10 protein-coding genes and 4 pseudogenes are annotated in these 14,234 nt (G+C 61.6%); 6 read left to right on the plus strand and 8 right to left on the minus strand.

Features of this window, described 5'->3' with window-relative positions; translation table 11 throughout:
- The first annotated feature begins 1,398 nt into the window (after window positions 1–1,398).
- On the plus strand, window positions 1,399–2,124 hold the full coding sequence (locus tag AC0L2C_RS33425) for a Ulp1 family isopeptidase (protein WP_473525456.1): 726 nt from the start codon (window positions 1,399–1,401) through the stop codon (window positions 2,122–2,124).
- A pseudogene (locus AC0L2C_RS33430) lies at window positions 2,096–2,670 on the plus strand (transposase); the annotation flags it as partial. The gene AC0L2C_RS33425 and the pseudogene AC0L2C_RS33430, both read left to right, overlap by 29 nt.
- Window positions 2,671–2,908: 238 nt before the next feature.
- On the opposite strand, the pseudogene AC0L2C_RS33435 reads toward AC0L2C_RS33430, so the two are convergent.
- A pseudogene (locus AC0L2C_RS33435) lies at window positions 2,909–2,998 on the minus strand (SOS response-associated peptidase); the annotation flags it as partial.
- A gap of 720 nt (window positions 2,999–3,718) precedes the next feature.
- Between AC0L2C_RS33435 and AC0L2C_RS33440 the strand changes: the two are divergent.
- From AC0L2C_RS33440 to AC0L2C_RS33450, 3 genes and pseudogenes are all read left to right on the plus strand, one after another.
- A pseudogene (locus tag AC0L2C_RS33440) lies at window positions 3,719–5,110 on the plus strand (transketolase family protein); the annotation flags it as partial.
- A 194-nt stretch (window positions 5,111–5,304) separates the two neighbouring features.
- Window positions 5,305–6,372 carry a Ulp1 family isopeptidase gene (locus AC0L2C_RS33445; RefSeq protein WP_473525446.1) on the plus strand — a complete coding sequence of 356 codons (1,068 nt, stop codon included), beginning with the start codon at window positions 5,305–5,307 and terminating at the stop codon, window positions 6,370–6,372.
- A gap of 335 nt (window positions 6,373–6,707) precedes the next feature.
- Window positions 6,708–7,802 (plus strand): annotated as a pseudogene (locus tag AC0L2C_RS33450) (IS110 family RNA-guided transposase).
- A 268-nt stretch (window positions 7,803–8,070) separates the two neighbouring features.
- On the opposite strand, the gene AC0L2C_RS33455 reads toward AC0L2C_RS33450, so the two are convergent.
- The 7 genes from AC0L2C_RS33455 to sctI form a co-directional block, all read right to left on the minus strand.
- On the minus strand, window positions 8,071–8,577 hold the full coding sequence (locus AC0L2C_RS33455; RefSeq protein WP_473525447.1) for a hypothetical protein: 507 nt from the start codon (window positions 8,575–8,577) through the stop codon (window positions 8,071–8,073).
- Between the two features lie 425 nt (window positions 8,578–9,002).
- Window positions 9,003–9,647: a type III secretion system stalk subunit SctO gene (sctO, locus tag AC0L2C_RS33460; protein ID WP_473525448.1), complete on the minus strand. Its 645-nt coding sequence runs from the start codon at window positions 9,645–9,647 to the stop codon at window positions 9,003–9,005.
- Entirely contained in the window at window positions 9,644–11,020 is a 1,377-nt protein-coding gene (gene sctN / locus AC0L2C_RS33465) for a type III secretion system ATPase SctN (RefSeq protein WP_473525449.1), read from the minus strand. Before sctN ends, sctO begins: the two co-directional genes overlap by 4 nt.
- Complete coding sequence (locus tag AC0L2C_RS33470) at window positions 11,017–11,670, minus strand: FliH/SctL family protein (RefSeq protein ID WP_473525450.1); 654 nt, start codon at window positions 11,668–11,670, stop codon at window positions 11,017–11,019. Before AC0L2C_RS33470 ends, sctN begins: the two co-directional genes overlap by 4 nt.
- A complete protein-coding gene (locus AC0L2C_RS33475) occupies window positions 11,649–12,356 on the minus strand; it encodes a hypothetical protein (RefSeq protein ID WP_473525451.1) in 708 nt (235 codons plus the stop codon). The genes AC0L2C_RS33470 and AC0L2C_RS33475 overlap by 22 nt, the downstream gene beginning before the upstream one ends.
- A 13-nt stretch (window positions 12,357–12,369) precedes the next feature.
- Complete coding sequence (sctJ, locus tag AC0L2C_RS33480; protein WP_473525452.1) at window positions 12,370–13,131, minus strand: type III secretion system inner membrane ring lipoprotein SctJ; 762 nt, start codon at window positions 13,129–13,131, stop codon at window positions 12,370–12,372.
- Window positions 13,132–13,154: 23 nt separating this feature from the next.
- Window positions 13,155–13,568: a type III secretion system inner rod subunit SctI gene (gene sctI / locus AC0L2C_RS33485; protein WP_473525453.1), complete on the minus strand. Its 414-nt coding sequence runs from the start codon at window positions 13,566–13,568 to the stop codon at window positions 13,155–13,157.
- A gap of 20 nt (window positions 13,569–13,588) precedes the next feature.
- Here sctI and AC0L2C_RS33490 point away from each other — a divergent pair, with 20 nt between their 5' ends.
- The gene (locus AC0L2C_RS33490; protein ID WP_473525454.1) at window positions 13,589–13,933 is read left to right on the plus strand and encodes a hypothetical protein; all 345 of its coding nucleotides are present in this window, start codon (window positions 13,589–13,591) and stop codon (window positions 13,931–13,933) included.
- Window positions 13,934–14,234 lie beyond the last annotated feature (301 nt).

Below are 14,234 nucleotides of genomic sequence, written 5' to 3' on the forward strand. Positions count from 1 at the left end.
CCGCTAGACAATGATATAAAGAGGGCGTTGAGCGCCCTCCGTAGTTATCATGAGCCGGGCTATTCTGGCCGGCGGCGAGTGCCCTCAAAGGCAGACGCGCATGTCTTGGAACCAGTGACCAATGACAGCAGGTTGGCCTCAAGCACCCGTGCTACCCGCTATCCCCATCTGTCCGGCGAACACCGGGACCTTATTGATCAGGCGATCACTCACGCTGCGGTTCAGAAGAAATTGAGCGTGAGAACGGTCCAAACATACACGTCAGCACTTCGCCGATTGGCGAATGATCTCGGCGCTCGTGGCCAAGCGACTGATCTAAAAGATCACCAATTCCTGGCCGATCACGTCGATGCTTTCTTTCCGCTAGACAATGATATAAAGAGGGCGTTGAGCGCCCTCCGTAGTTATCATGAGCCGGGCTATTCTGGCCGGCGGCGGGTGCCCTCAAAGGCAGACGCGCGTGTCTTGGAACAAGTGACCAATGACAGCAGGTTGGCCTCAAGCACCCGTGCTCGCTATGGTCGTACTCTTCGCAGATTTTCTGAGGCGCTTGAGAGTCGCGGCCAGACGATCTCTGGGCTGGATCACGATTCGCGGATCAAATTCGCCGAGAGGTTGTTCCCAGGCAACCGCAAGCTCCTCTCCGCGTTGCGAAAGGTTCGTGACGAGGTTCCCGAGGCGCTCCGGCCGCTGTTCGATGATCAAGCCGCCTCGTCTTTTTTCAGCGACCCAGGGATGCCCGCTGGACCGGGTGACCTCAACAGCATCGTGGCCGACGCTTTCGCGGCGGCCGGCTCTGGGCACGCCGGAGTTCAGGCCGCCGCCCCGCGAGTCGCCGCCATTCAGCAGCCGCTGAGCGAAATCGGCAATTCAGGCGGCCGCGTGCCGATGCAGCCCCCTATGCAGCAGTTGGGTGAATTGCCATTGGAAGAGGCACCCGTTCAAGGGACAGTGTCCGAACACATCGAAAGGCTGCATGCGGAGGCCGCGCCCTCCGCAAGGTCTGAGCAGCCCCTCGCTGCCATCGAGGACTCTATAAACGTTTTCGCCGTCCCCAAAGGCTTCTCCCATGGGACTCAACGCGTCCCAGACGCGGTGCTCTCCTCCGATGCTCAGATCGGAGCTTTTCCGTCAGGCTTGTCCAATCTCCCCCGGGGGGTGATGCTAGGCGCCGACCTGCTGGGCGACGCCCATATCCACAGGGATTACCAGTTGCTGGAGCAGAACCTGCAGGCGGCCCACCCAGCGCTCGCCGCCCGAACGCGGCTGGTGGATCCCTTAGTCTCCCAGCAACTGCGCCGTCACGACGGGGACGTGCAAGGTAGGTTGCTGTCCATCTACCATCAAAACGATGCCCCAGCCGACTTCGTGTTCCTGCCGGTGAACAGTGGCAATCCTATGGCTACGGCGGAGAATGAGGGACGCACTGAGCATTGGTCGCTGCTGCTCGTTGATCGCCGCGACCCGGAAAGAACGGTCGCCTATCACTACGACTCCATCCAGCACAATGGACGGGGATACAACAACGCGCCTGCACTAGAGCTCGCAACAAGACTGGACGCGACCACCCTGGTGACACCCGCCATGGCGCAGCAGAACAACGGTGTTGATTGCGGCGTCTTCGTGGTGGACGGCACGCGCGCGCTGGTTCAGAGATTGGCGAACGAAGAGCGGCCAGACCCGCAGCGGCCGCTGCACCTCGACGACCTCGTCGCCGATCGGCAGGCGCTGCAAAACAGACTGAGGCAGGGCCGCTTGCCGCACGAGCTTGCCGCAATCCCCGCGGACGCTTTTGGAGCAGCCGGGTCGCAGGTGCGACACGCCGTCTTGCAAGAACAGCAAGCCCGACAAGTCGCGCCAGCGCCGTTTAAACGGCACTTGGGCAAGAAGCGCGAGGCCCAGGACGAACTGACGAGTACACTTGACAGGAGCAACCTCGTGAACAGCGGAGGCGTCATCATAAACAATGAACATTACACAGCGCTGTTGATACCGGCGAAGAGGCAGAGGACCGATAATCCGCAAACCCTCGCCACGGGGCGGCAGGCGAGCGAAGCAACCACGACGCCCATCAGGCAAGCCTCCGATCAAGCCAAACCGGCGCGGGCGCCATCTGTTTCATGACGTCAAGCGGCGCGGCTACACCGGCAGCTTCGCCAATCTGGAGCGGCTTCTCGGAGCCTGGCGGCGGGCCGAAAGGGAGCAGACCGATGTTGTGCCGCCCCGGCTTTGAAGTCGGAGCCGGTTCGAGATCCGGACACCGGTCATGCGATCTCGCCGGTGATTGCTGCAGCGCTGTGCATCAAGCTGCGAGGCCTGCTTACGAAGAGGCAGGCAAGGAAGGTCGATGCCCTGAAGCAGGGATCTGAGGCTTTCGCCGAGATGCGACGCTTGGCGATGCGCTTCAATGGCGTCCTTCGTGGCAAGAGATCAGCACCGGATGCGTGGATCGACGATGCGATCGACTCCGAACCCATCCCGATCATGCGGTTCGCTCGCGTCCTGCGTAGGGACATCGATGCCGTCAACAACGCCATCGAGCTGCCCTGGAGCAACGGACAGGCCGAAGGCCAGATCAACCGCCTCAAGACCCTCAAGCGCGCAACGTACGGTCGGGCCGGTCCTGAACTCCTGAGAGCACGAATGCTGCCACCGCGCCACACAAATTGAGGAAGAACCTCATTAACTGCAAAGCGACAGGAACTCAAAGGCGGTCTTGGCCAACGCTTCGAACAGCTCATCTTCCGAGAGGAAAGCTGCGCCGGCGGACGCCTTCGGATTTGTCATTCTATTCTCGCCGAAAGAGGAAAGTCTCCGTAGCGTATGTGCCGAGGTCGGCACAAACGGAAAAACCCCGTGATTGATTACCTTGGGTGATCAGAGGATATTGTGATGCCAGCGCCGCCACTCCTTCTCCGAAGCGGATCTTGATCTTCAGGTCGGCGAAGTCCTCCACGATCGAAGCGACGTCCACCGTCAATCGATAGTCATCGCACATCGGTCTCCGTCCGATCGCATCGCACCGCGATTGTGATCCTGTTATGTTCGCGTGACCATGAGCGCGAAGGTTTTCGAAACCCCGCGTGATCATAAGGCGCTGCGGCGGATCGCGCAGAGGTCCTAAAGTGCTGTTGTTTCGGCGAGACTCTAGTGCATCAAGCCTGCCGATCGCAGGGCGTTCTCTATGACATTTCGTATCCCCGCGGCGGAGTTGGGCTTCTGAGAAGGCGGGATGTTTGCACGTTTCGCAGAGTGAGGGACATTGGGGACCCTAGCCTTGGGGCTCGAGAAAGCGCGTGCGAAACTGGCCCCGAGCGCCTCACTGTTGGCTCTTGCCGGCTCGACCTGCGCATCTCGCTTTACGCACGGCTTCGCTATTCCCCAGAAGCGCGCGATATGCCGAGTAGAGGAGATACCGACGTCCAGCATGTACGGTCCCCCAGTGCCAAGCGCGGCGTCGCCGGCCGTGTCAAGTGGCGTACCGTGGCCCATTCCGGCGATGCGATATTCCTCGATCAGCTCCTGCCCTTGGGCATTGCACCAGACGCGCCGTGAATGACCATCCACCATTTCTGATCGGGTCGAACGTGCATCGAGCCCGTGAACGGCCCGCCATTGCGCCATGATCGCATCAGCGTTGGAAGAAACTACGGTTTGATCGGCGGAGCCGTGCCAGACGGATATCGAAGGCCAAGGACCTTGGTGCGGCGAGGCACAGGAGTTGTCGGAGCTGATGAACAACCTCGGCGGTCACTGCCTCGAGACGCTGAGCGAAACCTTCAACGGAATCGAGCACGACCGTCCGACCGCCTTCATCGCCTACACCGTAAAGGGATATGGCATGCCGCTTGCGGGCCACAAAGACAACCATTCCGGGCTGATGACCTCTGCACAGATACAGGCCTTTCAGGAACAGATGAAGGTCCGGCCGGGCCATGAATGGGAGCGGACGGCTCGGCGGTTGAGATACAGGCCTTCCTCGACTCCGTGCCGTTCTTTGCGAAGGGCCGCCGACGCCATCGGGCGGAGCGAATCGAGGTGCCGCAGACCGTTGCTGTCAGCCCGGCCGCGGTGCGGGAGGAGATTTCGACCCAGGCCGCCTTCGGCCGAATTCTCGACGCGATCGGCAAATCCGACAGCGAACTCGCCGCCCGCATCGTCACGACGTCACCTGACGTGACGGTTTCGACCAACCTTGGCCCGTGGGTCAACCGCCGCCAGCTGTTCGCGCGTCGGGAGCTTGCCGACCTCTTTCGGCGGGGCTTTCCCATTCCCTGTTTGGCGAGCGGCTGCTGCCGATTGGTACGCTTTATGATCCATTTGTGTCGCGCGGCCTCGATGCCTTGAACTACGCCTGTTACCAGGACGCACGCTTCATGGTCGTCGGCACGCCGTCTGGCATCTCGCTTTCGAGTGAGGGCGGCGCGCACCAGTCGATCGCTCAGCCGCTAATCGGCATGAGCCAGGACGGGCTGGCGAGCTTTGAGCCGGCCTTCGCCGACGAACTCGCTATCATTATGGGCTGGGCATTCGATTACCTGCAGCGCGACGGGGAGGGCGATCCGGACGAGCGCACCTGGCTGCGCGACGAGACTGGCGGCTCGGTTTACCTTCGCCTCAGTACCCGTCAGATTGAGCAGCCGGGTCGCAAGCCCAACCCACATTTCGCTCAAGAGGTGATCGACGGGGCGACCTGGCTGAGGGAACCCGGAGCCAATGCCGACAGGGGACGGTAGCGACCGAAGCCATCGCAGCTGCGGGCATGCTGGCTGACAGGCGGCGCGACATCGGCGTCTTGTCCATCACCTCGGCCGATCGCCTTAACGCCGGCTGGCAAGCCGCCCAACGCGAAAGTGCTCGCGGCAATCTGCGTGCAATGAGCCATGCTGAGCGCCTGCTAGGCAAGTTGCCGCGCCATTGCAGGATTGTCACCGCGATCGACGGCCACCCGGCGACGCTCTCGTGGCTGGGTGGGGTAATGGGTCACAAAACGGTAAGCCTTGGAGTGGAGCATTTCGGGCAGACGGGCACGGTCAGCGATCTTCATCGGCACTACGGGATCGACGCGACATCTATCTCCGAGACTGCGGCGAGTTTGACGAGTGGTAGGTCGGAATACGCTGCTACAATAAAAGGTCTCCAACTGTGGCGGCGAAGTCGACCACGCTTCACGGGAGCAACGACTTTTGGCTCGTCCATCGCGGTCCGATGAGGGAAGCTGCAGCGGCAGCAGTACCGGCAAAGGCCCCAGAACCCGCCTCGCCAGCGACCGCCAGGCTTTCAGACACCTATCGCGGTGTTCCGTTGGTCGATCTGACCAGCACCTCCTCCGTTGCTCAGATCGGAGCTTTTCGGTCAGGCTCATCCAACCTCCCCGAGGGGGCGGTGCTCGGCGCCGACCTGCTGAGCGACGCCCATATCCACAGGGATTACCGGTTGCTGGAGCAGGACCTGCAGGAGGCCCACCCAGCGCTCGCCGCCCGAACGCGGCTGGTGGATCCTTTGGTCTCCCAGCAACTGCGCCGTCACGACCGGGACCCGCAACTTACATTGCTGTCCATCTATCATCAAAACGACGTCGCAGCCGACTTCGTGTTCCTGCCGGTGAACAGTGGCAATCCCATGGCTATGGTGGAGAATGATGGACGCAACGAGCATTGGTCGCTGCTGCTCGTTGATCGCCGCGACCCGGAAAGAGCGGTCGCCTATCACTACGACTCCATCCATCAGAGCTATGGACGGGGATACAACAACGCGCCTGCACTAGAGCTCGCAGCAAGACTGGACGCGACCGCCCTGGTGACACCCGAAATGGCCCGGCAGAATAACGGTGTTGATTGCGGCGTCTTCGTGGTGGACGGCACGCGCGCGCTGGTTCAGAGATTGGCGAACCAAGAGTGGCCGGAACGGCAGCGGCCGCTGCACCTCGACAACCTCGTCGCCGATCGGCAGGCGCTGCAAAACCGACTGAGGCAGGGCCGCTTGCCGCACGAGCTTGCCGCAATCCCCGCGGAAGCTTTTGGAGCCGGGTCACAGGTGCAACACGCCGTGTTGCAAGAGCAGCAAGCCCGACAAGTCGCGCCAGCGCCGTTTGAACGGCGCTTGGGCAGGACTCGCGAGGCCCAGGACGAGCTGACGAGTACACTTGACAGGAGCAACCTCGTGAACAGCGGGGGCGTCATCATAAACAATGAACACTACACAGCGCTGTTGAGACCGGCGAAGAGGCAGAGAACTGAGAATCCGCAAAGCCTCGCCCCGGGGCGCCAACTGAGCGAAGCAACGACGTCCGCCAGCCAAGCCTCCGATCAAGCTCGAGCGGAGCTGATGGCCTCCTTCAGAAGCAGAGAGCGCTCCGACGCGGGGCGTTGAGCTCCATGTCTGGGGCCAAACAGAACGGCTCGTTTGACGACAGAGGCGCTGATGCGCTCTCCACGGCAGTCAATCGCGAAGCGCAGATCCGCTACACCTCGATCTTACAAGGCGTGGAAAACTAAAAGAAGAAGCTGGCTGGCGATCTAGCCGGCGCCGACGCGGTCGGCCTCGACGCGCGCAAGGCTACCGAGGAGGAAGCTTTTCCCGCCTGGGTCGCTGAGTATCCGTAAGACCGTATGTCCGCTTCTGCCGGTGAGGTGGCTCGCCCTACACTGCGCGTCCGAGGGTTGCTCGGGCGGGCCGAGCCGATCCTCATCACAGGAGGACGAGCCGTGGCAGATTATAGGGAAGCATTTGTCGGAATCGATGTTGCGAAGCAGAGGAATGCCGTCGCGATTGCGGAAGCCGGCCGGGAGGGAGAGGTTCGCTTCTTCGGCGAGGTCGACGCATCGGATACGAGCAACGCCGCGTTATCCAACGGATCGCCGCCAAGTTCGATCGGATCCACCTCTGCTGCGAGGCGGGCCCAACCGGCTATGGCCTCTACCGGCTGATCCGTTCCCTTGGCCATGAATGCACCGTAGTCGCGCCATTGCTGATTCCAAGGAAACCTGGCGATCGGGTGAAGACGAACCGCCGGGATGCTCTTTCATTGGCAAGGCTGCTGCGCGCCGGCGAGCTGGCCGCGGTGTGGGTCCCCGATGAAGACCACGAAGCCATGCGCGATCTCGTTCGCGCGCGGGCGGCCGCGGTCGAGACGCTGCGCCAGCAGGTGGGCGCTTTCATGCTCAAGCATGGTCGTACCTATCCGCGCACAAAGAGCTGGACCATGCGCTACCTGCGTTGGTTGCAGGAGCAGCGGTTCGATTATCCCGCAATCAGATCGCGCTCCAGGAGATGGTCGAAGCGGTGCGCGTGTCGAACGAGCGGGTGGAACGGCTTGAGCGCGTGATCGAAGAGTTCATTCCGAACTGGTCGCTGGCGCCGATCGTACGAGCGCTCCAGACATTGCGTGGGGTCGATCTGATTGTCGCCGTGACGTTCGCTACCGAGGTCGGCGACGTGAGCCGTTTTGAGAGCCCTCGCCAGCTCATGGGCTACCTCGGCCTCGTTCCCGGTGAGCGATCGACTGGAGAGACAATCAGGCGTGGCGGCATCACTAAGGCAGGCAATGGCCGCGTTCGCCACATGGCGAGAGCGCCTGGACCTATCGACATCCGCCCCGGATCGGTAAGGCGAAGCTATACCGGTTGGAGCAGGCGCCGCCGAAAGTCCGTGAGATCGCATGGAAGGCTCAAGCCCGCCTGACGACCCGCTATCGAAAGCTGGTCGGGCGAGGCAAGCGAACGACGGTGGTCTGCACGGCGATCGCCGGCGAACTAGTCGGCTTCATGTGGGCCGTCGCCAGGGAGGCACGCTTCACCTGATCGCTCGCCGCGGCAGTGTACACCTCGCGCATGGGCGGAGGCGGACCACGGCAGGGGAATGCCCGTCAGACGCTTTAGGCGTAGGAGGGCTTGCGCTCCCCCTGCAGCGCGTCTCGTCGACCTCGCCGACCTGCTCGACCAGTCCGCACATCGCGCCTCGGCCCTGGAGGGCCTCGGAGCGGGTGTGGCAGGGCTTGATCGCGTTCTCCAAGCGCGTCTCGTCACCCTTGCCGAGGAGCTCGACGAGCCCGCAGATTGCGCCTTGGCATTATGGGGCTTCGGAGAGGGCCTGGCTGGGCTTGAGCGCGATCTCTAGGAGCGTCTTGTCAGACTCGCCGCGGGGCTTGAGGACCAGGAGCATCGCGCCGCGGCCGTGGACGGTTTCGGAGCGGGCGTGGCGGGGCTTGATCGCGATCTCCAGGCATGTCTCGTCAACCTCGCCGCGGGGCTCGAGGACCAAGAGGATCGCGCCGCGGCCGTGCAGGGTCTGGGAGCAGGCGTGGCGGGGCTTGATCGCGATCTCCAGGAGCGTCTTGTCAGGCTCGCCGAAGGGCTTGACCAAGTGCATGGCGCCTTCGCCCTCCAAGGCTTCGGCACAGCCCTGGGAGGGCTTGAGCTGGATCTCCAGGAGAGTCTTGTCAAGCTCGCTGAAGGGCTTGACCAAGTGAATGGCGCCTTCGCCCTCCGAGGCCTCGGCACAGGCGTGGGAGGGCTTGCGCGGGAGCTCCAGAAGCGTCCTGTCAAGCTCGCCGAGAGTCTTGAGGACCAAGAGCATCGCGGCACGGCCTTAATTGGCCTTGGAGCCGGCGTGGCGGGGCTTGCGCAGGATCTCCAGGGCCGTCTCGTCCGCCTCACGGAGGAACTCGACCAGCCCGCAGATCGCGTTGCGGCGCTACAGGGCTTCGGAGAGGGGCTGGCAGGGCTTGAGGGGGACCTCCAACGGCGTCTCGTCGACCTCGCCGCGGGGCTTGAGGACCAAGAGCATCGCGCCGCGGCCGTGGAGGGTCTGGGAGCAGGCGTGGCAGAACTTACGCGCGAGCTACAAGGGCGCATCACTGCCCTTGCCGACGGCCTCGCCCAGCCGGACCATCGGGCTCGCGCCTTGGCAGCATTGTTGCCTAGGCGGTAAGCGAGATTACGCCTACTGACCGTCTTCAACGGTGTTAGATTTTGAAGCCGATCGACGCAGCTGGACCAGACCTACGGGCGAGCTTTGCGAGCGATGCCGACGCCAGGACAGCGCAGCCGAGAACCGACCACAGAATCGCTGTCCGGGATTTCGCGGAATCGCGATCCGCCAGTTCCTGATAACGAATGGCCGCTGCACATACGATGCAGGTTCACCCAGAGATCATCGTTTTGCTTCCCACCCAAACTGTTCCGCCTCTGGGTGAAATCATCCAATTCCAAATCCGCTGCGTGATTCTCCTCCAGGGTGGCGTTGGTGCGCAGAGCCCGAAGGAGATCCTCGATTTTGCTGACCTCGCGCCAGGCCTTATGTCCCGCGCTGTATGCCTCCTCACGTGCCTGCCGGGCCAGGTCGGCTTTTGCAATAGCCTCTTCGAGCACCTTTTGCAGCAGTTGCTCGTGTTCGCGCAGCGAGATCATCTTCGCCTTCACTTCTTCAAGATCGATGAGAGCGGCGGCTTCCCCGATTAACGGATCGTATAGCGCGGCTTCGCGACGGGTGAGGTCTTCGCGCCATCCATGAAGATCGGTCAAGGCGGTTCCGACAGCCGCGACAGCACAGTCGAGAGCCGCATGCCGCAGGCGCAGCGCATCCTCGGAGCGGCGGCGCCGCATTTCCTTCAATTCGAGAAGGCTATCTACAGCCTTGGGTGTCATGCCAGACACGCGGCAAGCCCATCGAGCATTGCGTCGAAGCCGATCTGCTCCTTTGCCGACTGCCGCAAGAAGGTTCGTATGCAGTCTATCCTTGCGATCGCTTCGTCGGTGAGCGGATCGGCTCCTTCCCTGTACTCGCCGACGCGTACCAACAGTTCCACCTCCTGGTATTTGGCCATCAGCTGCCGCAGCCTGCGCGCCAGCCGCTCATGGTCCGAGGACACGATAGCGCTCATGACGCGGCTGATACTAGCCAGAATGTCGATAGCGGGATAGTGGTTCGACATCGCCAGGGCGCGTGAGAGCACGATGTGACCATCAAGGATGGACCGGGTTTCATCGGCCACCGGTTCGGCCATATCATCGCCCTCCACGAGCACGGTGTAGAAGGCCGTTATGGATCCCCGGTTGTTGTTCCCGGCGCGTTCCATAAGCCGCGGCAGTGAAGCGAAAACCGATGGCGGGAAACCACGCCGCGTCGGCGGCTCGCCGGCCGCGAGACCAATCTCCCTCAGCGCTCGCGCGAAACGGGTTACTGAATCCATGAGCAGGAGCACACGCTGTCCTTGGTCGCGGTACCATTCGGCGATCGCCGTGGCGACATAGCCCGCCTTGGCCCGCTCCGTTGCGGAGCGGTCGGAACTGGCAACGACCAAAACCACTCGCGATCGCGCTTTTGCGCCGACACCGTGTTGGATCAATTCCTGCACCTCCCGGCCACGCTCGCCGATCAGAGCTATCACGATCACGTCGACCGCCGCGCCTCGCACCAGCATCGAGATCAGGGTACTCTTGCCCCCGCCTGCTGCGGCAAAAATGCCGATGCGCTGTCCCTCACCGCACGTTAGAAGACCATCGATCGCCCGTATACCGACAGGAAGAACCTTGTCGATGATCGGACGGGTTAAGGGATCCGGTGCGTCCCTATAGACAGGCACGCGGGCTTCCGGAAGCAAGGGCCCCTCGGTGGACGCGTCCAAAGGTCGGCCGAAACCGTCGAGTACGCGCCCGAGCAGGTTCCAGCCGGACGGTACCATGAGGGGCTTTCCCGTTGGGATCACTTCCGTGAGCGTGGAGAGGCCCTGCATTTCGCCGAGCGGTGTCAGAATGGCGACATCGCACTGCACGCCGACGACTTCAGCCGACAATTCGAATTCGCTCTCCGGACTGCGGAGAGTGCAAAGGTCGCCAATGCGGGCACCCGGCGCCATGGCATGGATTACAGTTCCAACGATGTGGAGGACACGGCCGCGGACGCGCATCGTCGACGCCTGTGCAAGGGTCCTTTTTGCGCGCTGGAAGAAACGATCGATGTTTTCCTGCTCGGGGGGAAAACCACGTTCGTTGGCTCGGCTGGCTCGGACATCACTCATGCTTTTGGAACATTACAATTGTTTGGCTTTGCAGCGACTGCTAGGCCGTTTCGCAGGCCACTTTCGATCGCGGCAAGCTGGCTCTCGATCGTAGCGTCGACCAGTCCGGCATCGGTCTCGAGAATGCATCCGGCATCACTGACGCGCGCGTCGCCAATCAGGTCGACGACGGCGCGCGATGTCGCCGTCGGAAGGATATCGTCTAACCGGTTGCGGACTGCCTCGAGCAGCGACGGTGCCACGCGTAGCCGGACGAGGGAGCTGTGGCCCGCGAATTTCATACCCCGCAAAGCGATCTGCACCGCCGCCTCCACCGGCTCGACAGTGTCGATGATCCGGCGCGCGATCTGCAGACCCATATCGATGATCTGCTCCTCATTTTGCGCCATAATCCGCAGAGACTCCGTAGCGATCGCGGTCAAACGGGCTTCGATTGCCGGTTGTGCTGCAGCCAAGCCAGCCTCTTTGGCCCTCGCCTCGATCGCTCGGGCGGATGCGCGCGCGGCGTCGATGAGCGCACAGGCTTCGCGCCGTGCCTGCATAAGCACTTGCTCGGCGTCCACCAGTGCCTGTGCGCTCCCGGCCGGCAAGATTCGCCCAGGGCCGAGTATATCGGCCGATGCAGGTGTCAGCTGAACCAGTGCGACCATGTCGGCATCCTCTTACGGACCAGGCGCCGCATCGCATGAAATGCGTCCTCGCCAGCATTGTCCTCACGACAGTTCTCAACCGCCGTTGCCCAGATTGGCGCGGGACGGCGCAAGCCTAGCAGAGTTCGCAGCATTTGCGGAATGCCACCAATCGCCAGACCGAACATCGCCGCGCCGCATTGAAGCAAAGCGCTGGGCGCGGACGGAATGTCGGAAGCACCAAGCGCCGACATCAGTTTGGGAGTCGGTCGCGGTAAAAGTGCGGCTTGCGAAGCGAATGCGACGGCTTCTTCACCGAGAGCCGCGCGAACCGCTGCGATATCGGTCGTCCGAAGAAGTCCTGTAAGGCCGGGTGCACCCACCCAGGCGCCGGCCAGGCTCATGAGGCGCACGGCGTCCGGGGCGGGAAGGAACGAGAGACGGCTTCGTGGCGCGGCAGCGGCGGAAATGATGGCGGACGGTTCATCAGTTTGGCCACGAAGGAGCCAGCGTCCAAGCTTAAGACGCGTGAACGGGTCCGTCAGAACGTTATCCAGCGGCATCCATTCGGGCCAACCATGCGCCATTGTGAAATCGAGATCAGCGGCAGGATCGGCAATGCAGCACATCACGGCTCTCGCCCACGGTGCTTCAAGCCATTCATCCGAGCCTGCTGCTGTCCCGGCGATCACTGCTGAATTGCTCAATTTCGGTTTAATCTCATTGAGCCGCTATGGCGGATGTCTGACGGAGGCGACGCCATAGCAGGAACCCGAGGACGCCATTACCGAACAGCGACACCGCTATCACGCATACAAGCCCGATCACTAGATGGGCTGCGCCGTCTTCCGTCGGGACGACGGCCGTTCTATCGACGGAACGCAATAAAGGCTTATCCTGACTTGCTTCTACGAGCACGACGGAGACCCTTTCATAGGATAGGCCTTCCAGGCTGTTTGCAACGAGCTCCTTGATTTTTGGCACCATCTGATCGACGGTACTGCCGGGTGCGTAACGGACAAGGACTGCAGCGCTCGACGGCAGGGACGGGTGTCGACCATTCGTCTCCTCGGGTGACAACACCACATGGACCCGGGCATTGAGCACGCCTTCGAAGATAGACAGTGTCCGCGACAGCTCCTGTGTGATGCCATAAATGTAGCGCACACGTTCTTCTGTTGGCGATGAGATCATGCCTTCTTTCTTGAAAAGACTGCCCATATCGGCGTAGAGGTCGTGAGGCAGTCCGGCGCCGTTCAACAGATCCATGGCAGTGGGAACATCCTTAATATCTACCGACAATGAGGCATTGCCGCTGTTGTCCGTCCCTTTTTCGGCATAGATGCCTCGACTCATGAGCAGTGCGAGCATTCCGTTTGCTTCGTGCGCTGGAAGATTGCGGTACAGCTCTAGCTTCGATTCGCAACTCCCCAGCGTCAACAACACGAGAAGTGCCGCCAGCCACTTCGATACGAACGTCACACCCGTCCACCAGCGTAGATCATTCAATTTTTCAGGAAAGTATCCAGGCTTTGCGTGGCCTTGCCGACCACCTTGGCTGTTAAGTCGCACTGTATGGACAAAACTGATATCTCGAGCTGTGCGTTCAGCCAATCGCCTGAGTGGATTTCTTCCATACCCGCTGTGCTACGAGTGGCTTCGATGGCGTGGGTAAAGCGGGCGCTTAGCTTCTCCATGCTGCTGAGGATGACGTCTCCCGGTGTGCGGGCGACGCCAGATCCGCGCGCCACCTGGGTCGACTGGTCGATCGCTGACCTGTCATGCTGTGGCGACAATTGGGGCCGATTGAATTCGGCGCGAAATGGGTCCAGGGATTCAGTCGATATTTCCGATACGAATGCAGCGTCCGTTGGCAAAACGGACGTCAGCGCCGCTGGGCTGATGCTGTTCACGTTCACCAGAAGTCCCTCTTCACAGCATGTCCAATCGAATTCTTGCCAAAAGCGGCGACGAGTCCATCGACATCGGGTTCTCCACCCGGAACCCGCCTGAGTACGGCATCGCGCTCGCTGAGCCGTCCGGCAAGATGGAGAGCCAGCGCGCTGAACGCCAACCCATATGCGTCGTTGGTTTCCGAAAGCGGACGGAGTTGCTCGAGCGCTGCCTCGATATCTCCTACCGTCAGATCCGCAACGGCGTAAGCGATAACGGACTCCCTGCTGCCTGGCGCAAGAGCGTCAAGTCCTTTCGCAATCCGCCTGGCCCGCACTACGTCGTTCGAAATGCAAGCCAAGAATGCCGCTTCGGCAAGATTGCGCCGTAAGCCGCCCCCCATTTCAGTGCGACTCTCGGATGGCACAGATGTACACGAACGAGACATCGTATATCGAATTTTCCTTCTCTGGCCAAGTCGCGCGTCATCTTCCGGCGACCATGCCATCTGCTACGGACCGATTCTAACGCGCCTACAGCTTCTTCAAATCGTTCCCGCAATGACCGGCATTCCGTTTTCATCCTCAATCTGCACCCGGGACGGCTAATCCACACGCAGGCAGCCACGTCAATAAAGGATTTTGCCGACCGGCTCGCACACAGGAAGACATCGTGTTTCTCACTGCCAATGT

The sequence above is a fragment of the Mesorhizobium sp. WSM4845 genome, from assembly GCF_055811455.1.

Excerpts from the sequence above, each read along its gene's own strand:
- AC0L2C_RS33425 (WP_473525456.1), top strand. The coding sequence starts at position 1,399 with ATGGCTACGGCGGAGAATGAGGGACGCACTGAGCATTGGTCGCTGCTG.
- AC0L2C_RS33455 (WP_473525447.1), bottom strand. The coding sequence starts at position 8,577 with ATGCTCTTGGTCCTCAAGACTCTCGGCGAGCTTGACAGGACGCTTCTG.
- sctO (WP_473525448.1), bottom strand. The coding sequence starts at position 9,647 with ATGACACCCAAGGCTGTAGATAGCCTTCTCGAATTGAAGGAAATGCGG.
- sctN (WP_473525449.1), bottom strand. The coding sequence starts at position 11,020 with ATGAGTGATGTCCGAGCCAGCCGAGCCAACGAACGTGGTTTTCCCCCC.
- AC0L2C_RS33470 (WP_473525450.1), bottom strand. The coding sequence starts at position 11,670 with ATGGTCGCACTGGTTCAGCTGACACCTGCATCGGCCGATATACTCGGC.
- AC0L2C_RS33490 (WP_473525454.1), top strand. The coding sequence starts at position 13,589 with ATGTCCAATCGAATTCTTGCCAAAAGCGGCGACGAGTCCATCGACATC.